Origin of the sequence: Amycolatopsis sp. CFH S0740 (genome assembly GCF_004522315.1) — a bacterium.
In the GTDB taxonomy this organism is placed as follows: domain Bacteria; phylum Actinomycetota; class Actinomycetes; order Mycobacteriales; family Pseudonocardiaceae; genus Amycolatopsis; species Amycolatopsis nivea.
In genome coordinates this window covers 1-17,709 of record NZ_SDLS01000028.1, presented here as the reverse complement: position 1 = coordinate 17,709, position 17,709 = coordinate 1, and the positions used below count along the sequence as shown (strand labels likewise).

17 protein-coding genes and 1 pseudogene are annotated in these 17,709 nt (G+C 69.3%); 10 read left to right on the top strand and 8 right to left on the bottom strand.

The features are described from left to right. Positions 1-4 precede the first annotated feature (4 nt). Positions 5-391 (bottom strand): hypothetical protein, encoded by a 387-nt coding sequence (locus EIZ45_RS34925; protein ID WP_134732984.1) that lies wholly within the window; start codon positions 389-391, stop codon positions 5-7. A gap of 37 nt (positions 392-428) precedes the next feature. Here EIZ45_RS34925 and EIZ45_RS47730 point away from each other — a divergent pair. Next, positions 429-620, top strand: a pseudogene (locus EIZ45_RS47730) (GNAT family N-acetyltransferase); the annotation flags it as partial. Positions 621-840: 220 nt separating this feature from the next. Here EIZ45_RS47730 and EIZ45_RS34915 read toward each other — a convergent pair. Genes EIZ45_RS34915 through nadD form a run of 5 tightly spaced genes read right to left on the bottom strand, consistent with a single transcriptional unit; the run spans position 841 to position 4,087 of the window. Beyond that, positions 841-1,686 carry a DegV family protein gene (locus EIZ45_RS34915; RefSeq protein ID WP_037813714.1) on the bottom strand — a complete coding sequence of 282 codons (846 nt, stop codon included), beginning with the start codon at positions 1,684-1,686 and terminating at the stop codon, positions 841-843. Between the two features lie 4 nt (positions 1,687-1,690). Next, positions 1,691-2,419 carry a diglucosylglycerate octanoyltransferase gene (gene octT / locus EIZ45_RS34910; RefSeq protein WP_134663034.1) on the bottom strand — a complete coding sequence of 243 codons (729 nt, stop codon included), beginning with the start codon at positions 2,417-2,419 and terminating at the stop codon, positions 1,691-1,693. Between the two features lie 4 nt (positions 2,420-2,423). Further along, positions 2,424-3,038: a histidine phosphatase family protein gene (locus EIZ45_RS34905; RefSeq protein ID WP_043837324.1), complete on the bottom strand. Its 615-nt coding sequence runs from the start codon at positions 3,036-3,038 to the stop codon at positions 2,424-2,426. Beyond that, positions 3,035-3,442, bottom strand: a complete 408-nt coding sequence (gene rsfS / locus EIZ45_RS34900) for a ribosome silencing factor (RefSeq protein ID WP_134663035.1) — start codon at positions 3,440-3,442, stop codon at positions 3,035-3,037. Before rsfS ends, EIZ45_RS34905 begins: the two co-directional genes overlap by 4 nt. A 45-nt stretch (positions 3,443-3,487) precedes the next feature. Continuing rightward, complete coding sequence (nadD, locus tag EIZ45_RS34895; protein ID WP_078870493.1) at positions 3,488-4,087, bottom strand: nicotinate-nucleotide adenylyltransferase; 600 nt, start codon at positions 4,085-4,087, stop codon at positions 3,488-3,490. Positions 4,088-4,253: 166 nt separating this feature from the next. Here nadD and EIZ45_RS34890 point away from each other — a divergent pair, with 166 nt between their 5' ends. From EIZ45_RS34890 to argS, 3 genes are all read left to right on the top strand, one after another. Then, positions 4,254-6,371 (top strand): RecQ family ATP-dependent DNA helicase, encoded by a 2,118-nt coding sequence (locus tag EIZ45_RS34890; RefSeq protein ID WP_134663036.1) that lies wholly within the window; start codon positions 4,254-4,256, stop codon positions 6,369-6,371. Between the two features lie 705 nt (positions 6,372-7,076). Continuing rightward, positions 7,077-8,366, top strand: coding sequence for an MFS transporter (locus tag EIZ45_RS34885; protein ID WP_043837322.1), 1,290 nt, complete (start codon positions 7,077-7,079; stop codon positions 8,364-8,366). A gap of 57 nt (positions 8,367-8,423) precedes the next feature. Then, positions 8,424-10,142 (top strand): arginine--tRNA ligase, encoded by a 1,719-nt coding sequence (gene argS, locus EIZ45_RS34880; RefSeq protein WP_134663037.1) that lies wholly within the window; start codon positions 8,424-8,426, stop codon positions 10,140-10,142. A 13-nt stretch (positions 10,143-10,155) separates the two neighbouring features. On the opposite strand, the gene EIZ45_RS34875 is transcribed toward argS, so the two are convergent. Beyond that, positions 10,156-10,779 (bottom strand): TetR/AcrR family transcriptional regulator, encoded by a 624-nt coding sequence (locus EIZ45_RS34875; RefSeq protein WP_037813729.1) that lies wholly within the window; start codon positions 10,777-10,779, stop codon positions 10,156-10,158. Positions 10,780-10,894: 115 nt separating this feature from the next. Between EIZ45_RS34875 and EIZ45_RS34870 the strand changes: the two genes are divergently transcribed. Genes EIZ45_RS34870 through EIZ45_RS34850 form a run of 5 tightly spaced genes read left to right on the top strand, consistent with a single transcriptional unit; the run spans position 10,895 to position 15,723 of the window. After that, positions 10,895-11,689: an enoyl-CoA hydratase-related protein gene (locus EIZ45_RS34870; protein ID WP_134663038.1), complete on the top strand. Its 795-nt coding sequence runs from the start codon at positions 10,895-10,897 to the stop codon at positions 11,687-11,689. A gap of 2 nt (positions 11,690-11,691) precedes the next feature. Continuing rightward, complete coding sequence (locus EIZ45_RS34865; RefSeq protein WP_134663039.1) at positions 11,692-12,837, top strand: acyl-CoA dehydrogenase family protein; 1,146 nt, start codon at positions 11,692-11,694, stop codon at positions 12,835-12,837. Positions 12,838-12,847: 10 nt separating this feature from the next. Further along, entirely contained in the window at positions 12,848-13,582 is a 735-nt protein-coding gene (locus tag EIZ45_RS34860; protein WP_134663040.1) for an SDR family NAD(P)-dependent oxidoreductase, read from the top strand. Between the two features lie 13 nt (positions 13,583-13,595). Next, complete coding sequence (locus EIZ45_RS34855) at positions 13,596-15,218, top strand: AMP-binding protein (RefSeq protein WP_134663041.1); 1,623 nt, start codon at positions 13,596-13,598, stop codon at positions 15,216-15,218. A 28-nt stretch (positions 15,219-15,246) separates the two neighbouring features. Then, positions 15,247-15,723 (top strand): hypothetical protein, encoded by a 477-nt coding sequence (locus EIZ45_RS34850; RefSeq protein ID WP_037813741.1) that lies wholly within the window; start codon positions 15,247-15,249, stop codon positions 15,721-15,723. 2 nt (positions 15,724-15,725) lie between these two features. Here the strand turns inward: EIZ45_RS34850 and EIZ45_RS34845 are convergent, their stop codons facing one another. Then, positions 15,726-16,997: an NAD(P)/FAD-dependent oxidoreductase gene (locus tag EIZ45_RS34845; protein WP_240692043.1), complete on the bottom strand. Its 1,272-nt coding sequence runs from the start codon at positions 16,995-16,997 to the stop codon at positions 15,726-15,728. A gap of 64 nt (positions 16,998-17,061) precedes the next feature. Between EIZ45_RS34845 and EIZ45_RS34840 the strand changes: the two genes are divergently transcribed. Then, positions 17,062-17,685 (top strand): TetR/AcrR family transcriptional regulator, encoded by a 624-nt coding sequence (locus tag EIZ45_RS34840; RefSeq protein WP_134663043.1) that lies wholly within the window; start codon positions 17,062-17,064, stop codon positions 17,683-17,685. Positions 17,686-17,709 lie beyond the last annotated feature (24 nt).

Sequence of the window (17,709 nt, the reverse complement as noted above, 5' to 3'; positions counted from 1 at the left end):
GCCTTCAGCTCAGGTGCCGCGCCGGATTTTGTCGGGGCACGCGGTCATACTGGCGGGTTTGGCGCGCGGCACCGGTGATCGAAAAGCGTTCGCGTCCGGCGCGCTCGTCCGCCAGCACCCGGTCTCCGGTCTGCAACCGGATGATTCCCGTTGACTGGCGAGGAAAAGCCGAGACCCGAAGCGCGGTCGAAGACCGGATGGGCGCGCTCGAACAGACCCGCGCGCGACTGCTCGCCGAGCGGTTGCGCTTCAAGTGGCGGCCACGGACTCCGGTCGCGCCGCCGCAAACCGCCTGGTCTTCCGAGAGATCCGCGGCTTGGACGGAACGCTCGACGCGCACAGCCGCGACGACCTGACCCGGATGTCCGCCCGTGCAGCGGTAATCCGGCACTACGAGGACGAATTGGCGCCCTACCGCATGGCGAGTCGCCACGCTGCCCGAGCATCGCGGCAATGGCTACCTCGGCGAAATTCTCGCCGAGGGCACCAGAATTCTTGCTGAACAAGACGTTCCTCGCATCCGAACGGCGACACATCTCGGCAACGTCCCGATGGCGAACGCGTTCCGGCGCGCCGGATACCTCACCTTCGAGCGCACGATCACGATGTCTTGGCCGTGATTCGAGTGGAGGCTTGGGAACGCGCGGTCGCCCACGTCGCCACGATGGCGGCTGGTGGGCCAGCGGAACCGTCGTAGCGGGAGTTCACCGCACTCGGTGCCGAACTCGCCGAGGAAGGGCGTCTCGATCCACGAATACTCGGGAAAGCCGCTGGCCACGACGAGCAAGACCTCAAACGCGTCTGGCACCTGCTCGCGCGATTCGGCAACCAGGAAACCAGCTAGGCGCGCTGCACGACCACGCCGAGCACGCCAGGTCCGGTGTGCGCGCCGATGACCGCGCCGATCTCCGACACCACGCATCCCCCGGCACACCCCGGGATCGCTTCCTCGAGCCGGTTCGCCAATTCGACAGCTCGCTCCGGCGAGGCGAGATGATGCACCGCCAATTCGACCGGTCCGGTGCCCGCTGCCTGCACGGACAACTCGACCAATCGCCCGATCGCGCGGTTCATCGTGCGCACTTTCTCGAGCGGCAGGATCCGGCCGTCGGACATGTGCAGCACCGGTTTCACCGCGAGCGCGGTGCCGAGCAACGCCGCGGCCGAGCCGATCCGGCCGCCGCGGCGCAGGTGTTCCAACGTCTCTACCACGAACAACGTCGACGACCGCTCGGCCGCTTTCGTCGCGACCTCTTCGACTTCCGCCGGGCTGGCTCCGGAAGCGGCGGCGTCCGCGGCGTGGAGGGCAGCGAATCCCAAACCCATCGCTGTGGTGCGGGAATCGACGACCCGGACCCGGTCCGAGCCGACTTCTTCCGCTGCCAGCACGGCGGCTTCCCAGGTGCCGGACAGCTCGCTCGACAGGTGCACGGACACGACCGCGTCCGCACCCGCGTCGAGCGCGGCCCGAAAGGCCGTGGCGAACTCGGCCGGGGTGGGCCGGGAAGTCGTGACGATCTTGCGCTCCCCCAGCGCTTCCGCGAGCGCGGCGGGCCCCATCTCGAGGCCGTCGAGCGAACAGACACCTTCCACGAGGACATGCAGGGGCACCACCCGCACCGAGTGCCGCTCGGCGAAGCCTTCGGGCAGGTGCGCGGTGGAGTCCGTGACCACGGCGACCGACACGTCGTCAGCCTACGTGGCCGGAGCCGAGGTGCGGGGCAACGAGTTTCGCCATCGCGGTGCCGACTGCTTCGTGTCCGGCCCATCCCCAGTGCATGCCGTCGGGATTTCCCGCGCCGCTCAAGACATGTTCGCCAACCACGCCGGGCGTGTCGAGCAACGGCACTTCGCGGCGCGCGGCCCACGAAGCGATTGCAGCGGCTGCTTCGGCGCGTCCCGTGTGTACGCGTCCGTACGCGTCGGCGCGGTGCACCGACGGCAGCATTCCGAACACAGGCAACTCAGGCCGCAACGCGCGCAAGGCTTCGACAGACTGGTCCAGATAGCTCACGGTCAGCCGCGCAGGAAGCACGCGAGGACGTCCGCGCATCACGACAGACAACCGTGGCTGCGCAGCGAGATAGGCACCGCGTACAACGCGACGCACGCCGTCGGGACGAAGGTAGCGAAGTCCCTGACGCAAGTACGTCGGCAACGGCGACGGCAGTGTGTCCATGTGGCCGACAGCGAACACGACAGCGTCGACGCGGCGCAGATCCGCCCATACGCGCGGGTCGCCAGTGAGAGACCACCACAGGTCGCGTGCGGTCCAGCCGATGCCTGCGACGAGATCGGCTTGGCCGGACAACGCGTTCGCGGCGACGTTGGGCCACAGGCGCGGGTCGTCGGCCGCGCAAGGGCCCTCGGGGCCGTGGAAACAGAGTGAATCGCCGAAGACGAGCAGCTGCGGGCTCATCGGGTCAGCCGGTGATGCCCGCGTTGTACGCGTGCAACCGCCACTTCCCCTCACGGTGGCCGAGGTCGACCCAGTGGCAGTTCATGATCCCGCCGAGCGACGGCCAGACCTCGACCGGAAGGCCGAGCAGCTTCGCCGTCAGCGCGAGGATCAGGCCGCCGTGCGAGGCGAGCAGGACCGATTCCCCGGCGCCGGAATTCGGCTGCATCAGGTCGTCGACCACCTCGGCGGCGCGTTCGGCCACCTCGACGCGGGACTCGCCGCCCGGCGGGGCCCACGCGGCGTCGCTGCGCCACAGCTCGCGATCGCCCGGGTAGCCCTCGTCGACCTCGGCCCCGGTCAGGCCCTGCCACTCGCCGAGGTGCGTCTCGCGCAGCCGCTTGTCGATCTGCAGCGGCACGCCGATCGCCTCGGTGAGCACCGTCGCGGTGTCGGTGGCGCGGCGCAGGTCGGACGCGATCACCAGCTCCGGCGCGAACCGCGCGAGCGCGGGCACGGCGAAGCGGGCCTGGTTCCAGCCGACCGGGGTCAGCGCCGAATCGAGGTGTCCCTGCATGCGGCCGGCGGCGTTGTAGTCCGTCTCGCCGTGCCGCCAGAGCAGCAGCCGCCGCGGGCTCACGCCTCCGGGCCGTCCGCGTCGCCGGTGTCGTCGGCGGGGACCGCGGCCAGCCCTTCGACCTCGATCCGCGGGCAGTCCTTCCACAGCCGCTCGAGGCCGTAGAACGAGCGCTCGTCCGCGTGCTGGACGTGCACGACGACGTCGACGTAGTCGAGCAGCACCCACCGGCCCTCGCGCGCGCCTTCGCGGCGCACCGGCTTGTGGCCCTCGATGCGGAGCTTCTCCTCGACGTTGTCGACGATCGCGCCGACCTGCCGCTCGTTCGCCGCGGACGCGATCACGAACGCGTCGGTGATCACGAGCTGCTCGGACACGTCCAGGACGACCACGTCGCTGGCCAGCTTGTCCGCCGCCGCGTGCGCGGCCGCCACCGCCAGGTCCCGTGCCTCGGACGTCGCTGCCACAGTGCTCCTTCAAGATTTCGGGTACGCCCGGACGAGGGTACCCGGTCAGGCCTCGGCGTCCTTGCGGTAGAGGTCCTTCTTGGCGATGTAGCGCACAACGCCGTCGGGCACGAGGTACCAGACCGGCTCGCCGCGCTCGACGCGTTCGCGGCATCCGGTGGACGAGATGGACATCGCGGTGACCTCGACCAGGCTCACCTTGCCGCTCGGCAGATGGTGCGAGTTGAGCCGGTAGCCCGGCCGGGTGACGCCGATGAAATGCGCGAAGTCGAACAGCTCGTCGGCCTTGTGCCAGGTGAGGATCTGCTCGAGCGCGTCGGCCCCGGTGATGAAGAACAGCTCGTCGTCCGGGTATTCCTCGTGCAGGTCCCGCAGCGTGTCGACGGTGTAGGTCTGGCCGCCGCGGTCGATGTCGACCCGGCTCACCGAGAAGACCGGGTTGGACGCGGTGGCGATGACCGTCATCAGGTAGCGGTCCTCGGCGCGCGTGACGCGGCGGCCGGACTTCTGCCACGGCTGCCCGGTCGGCACGAAGATGACCTCGTCGAGCGCGAACCGCGACTGGACCTCGCTGGCCGCGACGAGGTGGCCGTGGTGCACGGGGTCGAAGGTGCCGCCCATGACCCCGATCCGGCGTGGTGACATAGCCGGTGAGCCTATACGCGCGGGCACGCGAGGGCTCCCCGTCGCGACTGCGAGCTAGGTTACTGTTGTGACATGAGTCACATAACTCTGCGTTTCCAGCCGGAAACCGTCCGTTCCGGTCCGGGCGGCTCCGGGATTGTCGGGGGCATGGGGTAGACCGGGGGACGTGGACATCACCGATACCACCCCAGACCTCCGGACCCGCGCGGAGACCCTGCTCCGGGCGCTCGCCGGGGACAACGCCGCCCTCCGGGAAGACCAGTGGACCGCGATCGAGGCACTGGTCGCGCACCACCGGCGCGCGCTCGTCGTGCAGCGCACCGGCTGGGGCAAGTCGGCGGTGTACTTCCTGGCCACCGCGCTGCTGCGGGAACAGGGAGCGGGGCCGACGGTCATCGTGTCGCCGCTGCTCGCCCTGATGCGCAACCAGATCTCCGCCGCCGCCAGGGCGGGGATCCACGCGGCCACCATCAACTCGGCGAACGCGCAGGAGTGGGACCAGGTCCAGGCGTCGGTGGCCGCGGGCGAGGTGGACGTGCTGCTGGTCAGCCCGGAACGGCTGAACAACCCGGACTTCCGCGACAGCGTGCTGCCGAAGCTCACCGCCAGCGCCGGCCTGCTGGTGGTGGACGAGGCGCACTGCATTTCGGACTGGGGCCACGACTTCCGGCCGGACTACCGGCGGCTGCGCACGCTGCTGGGCGACCTGCCGGAAGGCGTGCCGGTGCTGGCCACCACCGCGACCGCGAACGACCGGGTGGCCACCGATGTCGCCGAGCAGCTCGGCATCGGCGGCGAGACGGACACGCTCGTCCTGCGCGGTCCGCTCGACCGGGAGAGCCTGCGGCTGGCCGTGGCCGAACTGCCCAGCGACGAGGCGCGGCTGGCTTGGCTCGCCGAGCACCTGGCGGAGCTGCCGGGGTCGGGCATCATCTACACGCTCACCGTCGCCGCCGCGCACGACGTCGCCGCGCTGCTGTCCGACCGCGGTTATCCGGTGGCCGCCTACACCGGGAAAACCGATCCGGCCGACCGCCAGGCCGCGGAGGACGACCTGCTGGAGAACCGGGTCAAGGCGCTGGTCGCGACGTCGGCGCTCGGGATGGGGTTCGACAAGCCGGACCTCGGGTTCGTGGTGCACCTCGGCGCGCCGTCGTCGCCGATCGCGTACTACCAGCAGGTCGGCCGTGCCGGCCGCGGCGTCGAACGGGCCGAGGTGGTGCTGCTGCCCGGGCGGGAGGACAAGGCGATCTGGGCGTACTTCGGGTCGCTGGCGTTCCCGGACGAGCTGCGCGTCACGCAGGTGCTCAACGCGCTCGCGTACGCCGACCGTCCACTTTCGACAGCCGCGCTGGAGCCGTCGGTCGAGCTTTCCCGGTCCCGGCTGGAGATGGTGCTGAAAGTGCTCGATGTGGACGGTGCGGTGCGCCGGGTGCGCGGCGGCTGGGAAAGCACCGGGCAGCCATGGGAGTACGACCGGGAGCGGTACGACCGGGTCGGTGTCGCACGGGCGGCCGAGCAGGAGGCGATGCTCGGGTACATCCGCACCGGCGGGTGCCGAATGGAGTATTTGCGGCGGCAGCTCGACGATCCGGAGGCGGTGCCGTGCGGCCGGTGCGACAACTGCACCGGGGAGCACTGGAGCACCGCGGTGTCCGACGAGATCGCGGGTGCGACGCGGGAACGGCTGGACCGGCCCGGGGTCGAGGTCGCGCCGCGCAAACAGTGGCCGAGCGGGATGAAAGGGCTCGACGTGCCGCTGTCGGGCCGGATCAAAACCGAGGAGCAGGCCGAGCCGGGACAGGTGCTGGGCAGGCTCACGGACGTGGGCTGGGGCGGCCGGCTACGCGAACTGCTCGGCCCGGGCGCGCCGGACGCCGAGGTCCCCGACTCGGTGTTCGACGCGTGCGTGAAGGTGCTCGCGGGATGGCAATGGGCGCAACGTCCGGTGGCGGTGGTGGCGATCCCGTCGGCGACGCGGCCGCAACTGGTGGACAGCCTCGCACTGCGGCTGTCGGCGATCGGCAGGCTGGATTACCTGGGCGAACTGGCGTCGGCCGGACCGCCGCCGCGGCAGGCGAACAGCGCCCAGCGGCTGGCGGATCTGTGGCGGAGGTTGAGCCTGCCGGAGGACGTGGCGGCGAGCGTCGCGCAGACGCGCGGGCCGGTGCTGCTGGTGGACGACCTGATCGACACCGGCTGGACGATGACCCTGGCGGCACGGCTGCTGCGCCGGGCCGGGGCGGAGGGGGTGTTGCCGTTCGCGTTGGCGACCACTGCTTGAGGTGCGCTGGGTCTGGGCGGCTGGGCGAGGTTGCTGGGGCGGCCGGGTCGGTTGCTGGCGGGTGCCCTCTTGTCTGCGGGGCCGGGCGGTGGCGGCTTAGCGGCTAGGCAAGATTGGCTTCGCGGCTAGGCGGGATTGGCTGGGATGGCCGAAGGCGGCTGCTGGCTGGCGAGTGCGGCGGGCCGGGACTAGCCGGGTGAAGTGAGCCCGCGCTCGACGAGCTGCCCGCCGCGGTTGCGAGCGCGGGTCGAGGCACAGCGAAGGCTGCCAGGCTGATCCGAGATGCCGCACGAACGAAGCGGGGCGGGGCGGGGCGGGGCGGGGCGGGGCGGGGCGGGGCGGGGCGGGGCGGGGACGAGCATCTGCCAACCAGCCCGGCTGCCAGCCTCGCGCGAAGCGGCGTGCGCGCCTGCGCCACCGCGCATTTGCCGCGCGGCAACGCCTGCACCACCGCACGAGCCCGTGCAGCTTCCGCCATCGCACGACCCTCTGCGCCCTCACCACCGCACGATCCTGTGCAGCTTCCGCCATCGCACGATCCTCTGCAGCCTGCACCACCGCACGATCCTGTGCAGCAAACGCGATCCCGCGTCACACACCGCAGTGGGACAAGCACCAACTGCCATCCTTCCCCGAGATCTACCGATCTCCGGGCATTTCTGGCAAAGTCCCGTTCCGCCCGTGCGGACGTGTGGAGGTTGCCCGATGGCCGGTTCGACGACCGAAGGCATTGCCCGGCATCGGTTGCCGGTGCGGAAGTTGTTCGCTGCCAGTGCGGGCAATGCGCTCGAGTGGTTCGACTGGACGATCTACGCGACCTTCAGCATCTACTTCGCCGGCGCGTTCTTCCCTCCTGGCAACGAAACGCTCGCCCTGATCAACACGTTCGCCACTTACGCGCTCGCGTTCTTCTTCCGGCCGCTCGGCGGCGTGCTGCTCGGGAGGTTCGCCGACGTGCACGGGCGCAAGCCCGCCATGATTCTCACTATTTCGCTGATGGCGGGCGGGTCGGTCGCGATCGGGCTGCTGCCCACGTTCGCGCAGGTCGGGTGGCTGGCTCCGATTCTTCTCCTGCTCGCGCGGATCGCGCAGGGGCTTTCGCTCGGCGGCGAGGTTTCCAACGCTTCCGCGTACCTCGGCGAGGTCGCGCCCAAGGAACGCCGGGGGCGCTACTCCTCGTTCTTTTACATCTCCACCGGGTCCGCGGTCCTCATCGCGACCGTGCTCGGGTTCGTGCTCGCCCGCACGATGGACAAGGCGCACCTCAGCTCGTTCGGCTGGCGGATTCCGTTCCTGCTCGGCGGGGTGCTCGGGCTGGTCGGGCTGTGGCTGCGCCGCAGTCTCGCGGAAACCGAGCTGTACCACGAGAAAAAGGAGACCGCGCGACGCGTTGAGCGGCCGTTGCTCACCACGATCACCCAGCATCCGAAGGCGGTCGGGCAGCTCATCGGGTTCTCGATGCTCTCGACGCTGTGCTACTACACCTTCTTCAGCGCCCTCACGTCCTTCGCCGTCAAGGGACGCGGCGCGAACGACGTCGACACCTTCCTCGCGCTTTCCATCGCAACCGCGCTCTTCGTCGTCCTCCAGTACCCGATGGGCGCCCTCGCGGACCGGTACGGGCGGCGGCCTCAGCTGCTGGTCTGGTCCGGCGCGACGGCACTCGTGATCGTCCCGCTCTCCTACCTCGTGCGGCCCGGTTTTTGGAATCTGCTCATCGTGTTCTGCGTCGGCCTCGCGCTCTACACCGCGATGACCTCGCTCGCCCCGGCGATCATGAGCGAGCTCTTCCCCACCGAACTCCGCGGGCTCGGCATCGGCGCCTGGTACAACCTGACCGTCGCCGTGTTCGGCGGGACCGCGCCGCTCGTGCTCAGCGCGCTGTCCGCGGCTGGTGCTGCCACTGCCTTCTTCTGGTACGTCGCTGTCGGGGCGGCGATCGCGTTCTTCGTGATCCTCCGGATGCCCGAAACGAAGGGCAGTGAACTGCGGTAAACCCGCTCGCGCGCGGTCGGTAGGCTTCAACGATCGACTACGCGAAGGAGGGACACCGTGCGCAAGCCCGAGGTTAGTGAGGAACTGGCCCGACGCGTGGTGGCCGCGCTCCGCCGCGCGTTCGACGTCGACCTCGACCCGTCCGAGGCGCTCATCGCGGTGTCCACTCGCGACGGTGTCGACTACCAGTGCAACCTGGCGATGAGCCTCGGCAAACGGCTCGGCAAACCGCCGCGCGAGGTCGCGGCGGGGATCGTCGAGAACCTGGAGCTGGACGGGGTCGCCGAGCGGCCGGAGATCGCCGGGCCGGGATTCCTGAACTTCGTGCTGCGCCGGGAATGGCTCGAGCAGCGCGTCGCCGAGCAGGCCCGCGACGACCGGCTCGGAGTGGCCGAAGCCGAGCAGCCGCGCCGGGTCGCGCTCGACTACAGCAGTCCCAACGTCGCCAAGGAAATGCACGTCGGGCATCTGCGTTCCACGGTGATCGGCGACGCGATCAGCAGGTTGCTGCGCTTCGTCGGGCACGAGGTGCTGCCGCACAACCATCTCGGCGACTGGGGCACGCCGTTCGGCATGCTCATCGAGCATCATCTGGACGAACCGTCCGGCGACCGCAGCGACCTCAACGCGTTCTACCAGGCCGCGCGCCGGAAGTTCGACGCCGACGAGGCCTTCGCGACCCGCTCCCGCGAGCGCGTCGTCAAGCTCCAGAGCGGCGACCCGGACACGCTCGCCTTCTGGCAGGAACTCGTCGACGAATCGACACGGCACTTCAACGCGGCCTACCGCAAGCTCGGCATCACGCTCACCGACGAAGACATCTACGGCGAAAGCTTTTACAACCCGTACCTGGGCGAAGTCGTCGACGAACTCGAGGCCGACGGCCTCACCGAGATCAGCGACGGCGCGGTCTGCGTGTTCCCGGAAGGCTTCACCAACCGCGAGGGCGACCGTCTCCCGCTGATCGTCCGCAAGCGCGACGGCGGCTACGGCTACGCGGCCACCGACCTCGCCACCATCCGGTATTGGACCGCCGAACGCGGCGCGACCGACCTGCTGTACGTCGTCGGCACCCCGCAGGCGCAGCACTTCGCGATGATCTTCGCGGTGGCCCGTGCGGCCGGCTGGCTCGACGGCGTGCACGCCGAGCACATCGGGTTCGGCTCGATCCTCGGCGCGGACGGCAAGGTGATGCGCACCCGCGCCGGCGAGACGATCAAGCTCTCCAGCCTGCTCGACGAAGCCGTGGCGCAGGCCGCGGAAGTCGTTGCCGAGCGCAGTGAGCTCAGCAAGGAAGAGCAGCAGGAAGTCGCGCGCGCGGTCGGGATCGGCGCGGTGAAGTACGCCGACCTTTCCAGCGACCGCGAACGCGACTACGTGTTCGACTGGGACCGCATGCTCGCCAAGGACGGCAACACGTCCGTCTACCTCCAGTACGCGCACGCGCGGATCGAGTCGATCCTCGCCAAAGCCGGAGAGCCTGCCGAGGACGCGCCGATCCTGCTTCAGGAGCCAGCGGAACGCGCGCTCGCGCTGACGCTGCTGCGGTTCAGCGAAGCGATCAGCGCGGCGACGTCCGCGTACGCGCCGCACAAGCTGTGTACGTATCTGTACGACACCGCGGTCACCTTCTCGCGCTTCTACGAACAGTGCCCGGTGCTGATCGCGGAAACGCCGGAGCTGCGCGCTTCGCGGGTACAGCTGGCCACGCTCACGTCGCGCACACTCGTGCGGGGCTTGGCGTTGCTCGGCATCGAGGCACCGCGCCGCCTCTAGCACACCGTCCGAGCTATCCGGACTGTCCGATGTGGACGAGCGCCAGCAACGTATCGGCGACCTCGTCCACGGCTTTCCCCCGCGCGGCGGACGGCAGTTCACCGCACCACGTCGGCGCCTGGCTCATCGCGGCGTGCATGCACTGCAGCACGGTGTCGACGCTGGTGACGGTGAACTCGCCGCTCGCCACGCCCTCTTCGATCAGCGCGCGGAAAAGCGCGTCGTGGCGGAGGCGGAGTTCCTTGATGCGCTCGCGTTGCGCGCTCGGCCATTCGCGCGGCATCAGGAACAGCCGCAGCGCCGCCGGATAGTCGTTGACCGCGATCGTGACGTGTTCGTGGATCAGCGCGCGCAGCCGGGCTTCCGGCGTGCCCTCGGTGCGGTCGAGCAACTGCTCCAGCCGGGCCGTCCACTCGTCGCCGAGCGTCTCGATCGCCGCTGTGCCCAGCTCGTCCTTGCTGGAGAAGTAGTAGTACAGCGAGCCCTTCGTGACGTCCAGGCGCTCGGCGACGTGCTCCAGGCTCACCGCGTCGTAGCCGCGTTCGCCGAACAGTTCGGCCGCCGCCGTCAGGATCTCCTGGATCCGCTTGCCCCGCTTGCGCCGCACGCGCTCGGACGGCGGTTTCACCGCGCCCATACTGCTCCTCCCGGTTTTCCGCTGTCCCGGAAGCCTACCGGTTGACTACAAGTTCAACTCTTGACTCTACAGTCAAATTTTGTCACCGTGGTCAGACGACAGACGGGAGCGAACGATGGAGTTCGAGGACATCCGGTACGAGATCGACGGTCCGGCCGCGGTCGTCACGATCGACCGGCCGGAGCGCTACAACGCCTTTCGCGGGCGGACGGTCGACGAGCTGATCAAGGCGTTCCGCTTGGCGTGGGCGGACAAGCACGTGCAGGCGGTGATCCTCACCGGCGCCGGCGAGAAGGCGTTCTGCACCGGCGGCGACGTCAAACAGCGCGCGGAGACCGGCGACTACGGCCCGACCGAGAGCGGCATGTTCGAGATCGGCAACCTGCACAAGCTCATCCGCGACATCCCGAAGCCGGTGATCGCCGCGGTCAACGGCGTCGCGGTCGGCGGCGGGCACGTGCTGCACGTCCTGTGCGACGTCACGATCGCCAGCGAGACCGCGCGGTTCGGCCAGGCCGGTCCGCGGGTCGGGTCGTTCGACGCCGGGTTCGGCTCGGCTTATCTCGCGCGGGTCGTCGGCGAGAAGAAGGCGCGCGAGATCTGGTTCTTCTGCCGCCAGTACGACGCGGCCGAGGCGGAGCGGATGGGTCTGGTCAACGCCGTCGTCCCGCCGGGCGAACTGCTCAAGACCGCCAAGGCGTGGGCCGACGAAGCCGCCGAGAAAAGCCCGACCGCACTGCGTTTTCTCAAGCAGTCCTTCAACGCGGACACCGACCACCAGGCCGGACTGTCCAATTTGGCCATGTCCGCACTCGACCTGTTCACTGCCTCGCCGGAGGGCTTGGAGGGTGCGCAAGCGTTTGCGGAGAAGCGCAAGCCGGACTTCGTCTCGCACGTGAACTGGCACTGACCATGGACTTCACCTTCACCGGCGACGAGGACGCTTACCGGCACGAGCTGCGCCGGTTCGCGACGAAAGTCCTTGCACCGCATTACCAATCCGACGACAAGGCAGCGAAGCTCCGGCCCCAGCTCGTCAGCGACCTGGCGGCGATGGGCCTGACCGGCCTGCGGATCCCGGAACGGCACGGCGGCCAGGAGGCCAGCGCGGTCGTCGCCGGGATGGCGGCCGAGGAGGTCGCGCGCGGCGACTTCAACGCGGCCTACCTGATCATCGTCAGCGCACTGGTCAGCGACATCCTCACCCGCAACGCGACCGAGGAGCAGCAGGCCGCGTGGCTGCCGCCGATCGCGTCCGGCGAGGTCGTGCCCGCGTTCTGCATCACCGAACCCGGACACGGCACCGACGCCGCGAAGCTGGAGATGAAGGCCGAACCGGACGGCGACGGCTGGCGGCTCACTGGCGAGAAAACGTCGATCACCCTGGGCATGTCCGCCGACGTCGCGCTCGTGCTCGCCCGCACCGGCGGTCCGGGTGCCCGCGGCGTCAGTGCGTTCTGGGTCGAACTGGACGACGCGTACGTCTCGCGGGCAGCGTTCGACGACCTCGGCAGCCGGGCGATCGGCCGCGCTTCCCTGCACTTCGACGGACTGCCCGTCCCGAAGGAAGCGTTGGTCGGCGGCGAAGGCCAGGGGTTCGTCTCCGTGATGCAAGGTTTCGACTACTCGCGCGCGATCATCGGGCTCGCCTGCCTTGGCGCAGCGCAGGTTTCGCTCGACGAGGCGTTGCAGTGGTCTCGCGACCGCGAAGCGTTCGGCAGTCCGATCGGCACCTTTCAGGGCGTCGCGTTCCCGCTCGCTGAGCAGGCGACGTACCTGCGCGGCGCCCGGCACGTCTGTTACGAGGCGTTGTGGCGCAAGGACAACGACGCCGAGCACAGCACCGAGGCCGCGATGGCGAAGTTCTGGGCGCCGAAGCTCGCCGCCGAGACCATCCACCAGTGCCTGCTGACGTTCGGGCACCTCGGGTACTCCAGCGAAAGCCCGGTCGGTCAACGGCTTCGCGACGTGATCGGCCTCGAAATCGGCGACGGCACCGCGCAGGTGTCGAAGCTCGTCATCGCGCGCAACCTGCTCGGCCGCGCCTACGCCCCCTAAGGAGAGCACCATGCTCAAGGACAAAGTCGTCATCGTGACCGGCGCGGGTCAGGGCATCGGCCGAGGTATCGCCGAGAAGCTGGCCGCCGAGGGCGCGACCGTCGTGGTCAGCGACATCAACGAGACCACCGCGAAGGAAACCGCGGCCGCGATCGGCGGGATCGGCGTGAAGACCGACGTCACCTCCCCCGAATCCGTCGCCGGCGCGGTCGAGCAGGTTCGCGCGCAGCTCGGCCGGATCGACGTGCTGGTCAACAACGCCGGCTGGGACAAGGCGGGTCCGTTCGTCGAGTCCGACCGCGCCGATTGGGACCGCGTCGTGCAGATCAATCTCTACGGCGTGCTCAACACCTGCCGGGAAGTGCTGCCGGTGATGGTCGAGCAGGGTTTCGGGTCCGTGGTCAACATCGCCTCGGACGCCGGTCGCGTCGGCTCGTCGGGCGAGGCGGTGTACTCGGCGGCGAAGGGCGGCATCATCGCGTTCACGAAGTCGATCGCCCGGGAACTGGCGCGCAGCACGGTCAACGCCAACGTCGTCTGCCCTGGTCCCGCGGACACCGAACTGTTCGCCTCGCTCGGCGGCGACAACCCGAAGCTGCGCGAAGCACTGACGAAAGCCATCCCGTTCCGGCGGCTCGCGCAGCCGTCCGACATCGCGAACGTGGTCGCCTTCCTGGCCTCCGACGAGGCCGCCTACGTCACCGGCCAGACCGTCAGCGTCAGCGGCGGCCTCACCATGAGCTGACCCGGAGCCCGCCATGTTCGCGACGATCCTCGACGACGAGACGATCGAAGCCCACACCCGCGCCGGGTACTGGGCGAACCGCACCATCACCGACTATCTCGACGACGCCGCGGCGGCCGCGCCGGACAAGACCGCGTTCGTCGATTCGCAGCGCAGCGTCACGTTCGGCCAGCTCAAACAGGAGGTCGACCGGTGCGCGCTCGGGCTGCTGGAACTGGGCGTCCGGCCTGGCGACGTCGTGTCCTTCCAGCTGCCGAACCGGATCGAGTGGATCGTCGTGCACTACGCGGCGAGCCGGATCGGCGCGGTCAGCAATCCGCTCATCCCGATCTACCGGGACCGCGAGGTCGGCTTCATGGTGGCGCTCGCGAAGTCGAAAATCCTGGTGGTGCCGCGGGAATTCCGCGGTTTCGACTATCCGGCGATGGCGGAGCGGCTCCGTCCGCGGTGGCCGGACCTGGAGCACGTGCTGGTGGTCGGGTCGTCCTGGGACGAGTTCGCCGCGACCCCTTGGGAAGAGCGGCACGAGCTGCCGTCGTGGCGGCCTGATCCCAACGACGTCACCCTGCTGATCTTCACCTCCGGCACCACCGGCGAGCCCAAGGGCGTGATGCACACGCACAACACGGCCGTCGCCGCGAACAACCCGCTCCCCGACCGGCTCGGCATCACCTCCGACAGCGTCCTGCACATGGCGTCGACGCTCGCGCATCTCACCGGTTTCCTTTACGGCGCGAGGCTCGGCGTGCAGAACGGCGCGACCTGCGTGCTGCAAGACGTGTGGGATGCCGCGCGGTTCGTGGAACTGGTCGCCGAGCACGGCATCACCTACACCTCGGCCGCCACGCCGTTCCTGCACGACCTGCTGTCCGCGCCGAATCTCGCCGACCACGATCTCAGTTCCCTGCAACGGTTCTGCTGCATGGGCGCACCGATCCCCCGCGCGCTCGTACGGCAGGCGCGGCAGAAACTGCCCGGTCTCGTCGTGCTCGGCGGCTGGGGGCAGAGCGAAGACGCGCTGGTCACGCTCGGCATCCCGGGCGATCCGGACGACAAGCTGATCGACACCGACGGTTATCCGTGGCCCGGAATGCGGATCCGGACCGTCGACGCGGACGGGGCCGAACTGCCGCCGGGCGCGGAGGGCCGCCTGCAGGTCGCCGGGCCGTTCCTGTTCGTCGGCTACGCCGAACGGCTCGAACTGGCCCGCGAGAGTTTCACCGGCGAGTGGTTCGACACCGGCGACCTCGCGACCATCGACGCCGACGGCTACCTCCGCATCGCCGGCCGCACCAAGGACGTGATCATCCGCGGCGGCGAGAACATCCCGGTCGTGTATGTGGAGAACGTCCTTTACGAACATCCGGACGTCGAAGCGGTCGCGGTGGTCGCGGTCCCCGATCCGCGGCTTCAGGAACGCGCGTGCGCCTGTCTCGTGCTGAAACCCGGCGCGCACCTGGATCTGGAGAAGCTGCGCGGTTTTCTCGCCGAAAAGGGCGTCGCCAAGCAGTACTGGCCGGAGCGCGTGGAACTGTTTCCGGAACTCCCGCGGACTGCCAGCGGCAAGATCCAGAAGTTCCAGCTCCGGTCGCTGGTGGACAAGCAGAGCGGGACCGGTCCCCGGCCGGGTCAGTAGCTTCGGGCGCGAGAGAGGGGAGGATCTCGTGTCCCGCAACGATCCCGACTACGCCCGTGCCCTCGCGTTGCTGGAGGAAGCACGGTCCCGGCTGCACGGCCCGATCCGCCGCGAACGACGGCGGCTTCGCTGGGAGCGCTGGTGCAGGCGGCCGTACTACCGCTTCGAACCGGACGGCAAGAAGCCGCAGCTCGTGCATCTCGCCGGACTTCGGGTCACTCCGCTGTGGACGATCGCGGGCACCGGGGTTTCCGACGTCGACGTGCGGTATCCGGTGTCCGCCCGCCGCCGGTTCACGATCGGGTGGCGCTGGCTCGTGCGACACGACTACGACGAGTACCGGATACCGATCTCGCTGGTCGCCGACGCGAACGGCCGGGCTGTGCTGATCGCGCCGGGCGGCCGGACGTTCACCGCCGACAAAGCCGGCTGGCAAACCCTGGCCGCCCTTCTGTACACGGAGTACGCCATGCCGCCGGGCGGACGCTGGTATGGCGCGGGCTGAGGTCAGCCGCGCAGTTTCCGTCGCAGCGAGAGGGCTGCTCCCAGCGCGGTCATCGACGCGCGCGTCAACCCGCGGCTGAACCGGCTTTCCGTCACGAACTGCTTAGCGCTGCGGAGCGAACCACGCACTTGTGGGTACGCGTACTTCCGCATCTGCCGCTCGTAGTCGGCGACCGCAGCGGTCACGTCGCCGCCGTGGGAAAGGTTGCGGCACAACACTTGTGCGTCGCGCAGTGCGATGTTCGCGCCGATGCCGCGGAACGGCGTCATGCTGTGCACGGCGTCGCCGAGCAGGGTGACTGGGCCGGTCTCCCAGTCGCGGACCGGCACCGACGTGCGGATCGGCAGCATGCTCACCGTGCCGTCCGGCGAATCCCGCACCAGTCGGCTGAACGCCGGATGCCAGTCGCGGATCCGGTCCAGGATCAGCGAACGGAGGGCGGGAGCGTCCAGTTCGGCGAGATCGGCCGGGAAGCGTTCAGCTTTCGCACCGTAGGACCACATCACGTAGCTGCCGGTGTTGTCGAACAGCACCGGGTCGACGACCGCGGTCTCGTCGTTGACCGAAGCCGCTGGAAACTCGTGCGGCGCGGTGAACATCCCGCAGCCGGGCGGGGGCAACACGAGCGTGGGGGCCGTCGCGAGCTGCCGCGGAAGCTGCGTGCGAGCCGCTTCGGTCAGCGGGAATTTGCCGATGACAGTCCGGATTCCGGTATCCACGCGCTTCGCGTGCGGCAACAGTTGCGCACGGACGCGGGAGCTCGCACCGTCCGCGCCGACGACCAGGTCCGCCTCGGCGGTGGTGCCGTCCGCGAAGTGCAGGCCGACGCCCTTCGAATCAGTCTCGTAGCGCACGAATTCCTTGTCGTACCAGAGGATTCCGTCCAATCCGGACGACAGGACCTGGTGCATCGAAATCCGGCTGACCGAATGGTGCGCGGCGGTCGGGTCAGCGCTGGGTGGAGCGTCGAAGACCGCCAGCTCGCGCATTTTCTCGGTGACGAAGCCGAACGTGCCCTCGCTGACCCCCGTCGTGGCCAGGAACTGGTCCCACGCCGCAGGCGGGAGGCACTCGTGCAACGCGGCGGAACCCATCGGCGCGATGTGCACGCGGTAGCCCTGCAGGCGCTCGGTCCGGGTGCGGCTGCGCTCGTACACCGCCACCTCGACTCCGGCCCGCGACAGGCCGTGCGCGAGGCACAACCCGCCGGTGCCGCCGCCTACCACTGCCACCTTGATCTTTTTCACGGTCATCCCCTCTCGGCCGGTCTCCATAATCATCCTCGTAGATGATTGTGTCAACCTTCAGGATGATTACTGCGTCGGTTAGGCTGCCCAGGTGTCCGAGACCACCCCGCGCCGCGCGCCGCGCCCCGGTGAGCGCCAGCGCGATCCCGAGCGCACGAAGGCGCGCATTTTCGAGGCGGCCAAGGCCGAGTTCGGCAGCAAGGGGTACGCGGCCGCGCGGGTGAGCGACATCGCGCAGCGCGCGGGGGTGAACAAGCAGCTGATCTCGTACTACTTCGGCGGTAAGGAAGGCCTGTACGCGGAGGTGGCGAGCGAACCGTTCGCCGGGTTCTCCGCGATGACCACGCCGGACCGCCCGCTCGCGGACGTGGTCACGGATTTCGCCAGGAGCGGGCTCTCCGACCAGGACCAGGCGCGGTTGTTCCTGCGGGAGAACATGGCCGAGGGCGCCCCGAGCGAGGCGGGGGCGGAGTCGCAACGCGAGTTCCTGCAGGGGCAGCTCAAGTACATGCGGGCACGGCAGGAAGCGGGCGACTTCCCGTCCGATGTGGACCCTCGGACGTTGCTGCTGATGCTGATGGCGGCGGCGAGCGCGCCGACGTCGCTCCCCCGGATCGCCGAGGCGCTTACCGGGGAGGATCCGTCGTCAGAGTCCTTTGTGGAGTATTACGCGGAGCAGCTCGCACGCGTTGCTCGGCATCTCTCGGGGTCTTAGCGGCGCAGCGGCACGAGGTCGTCC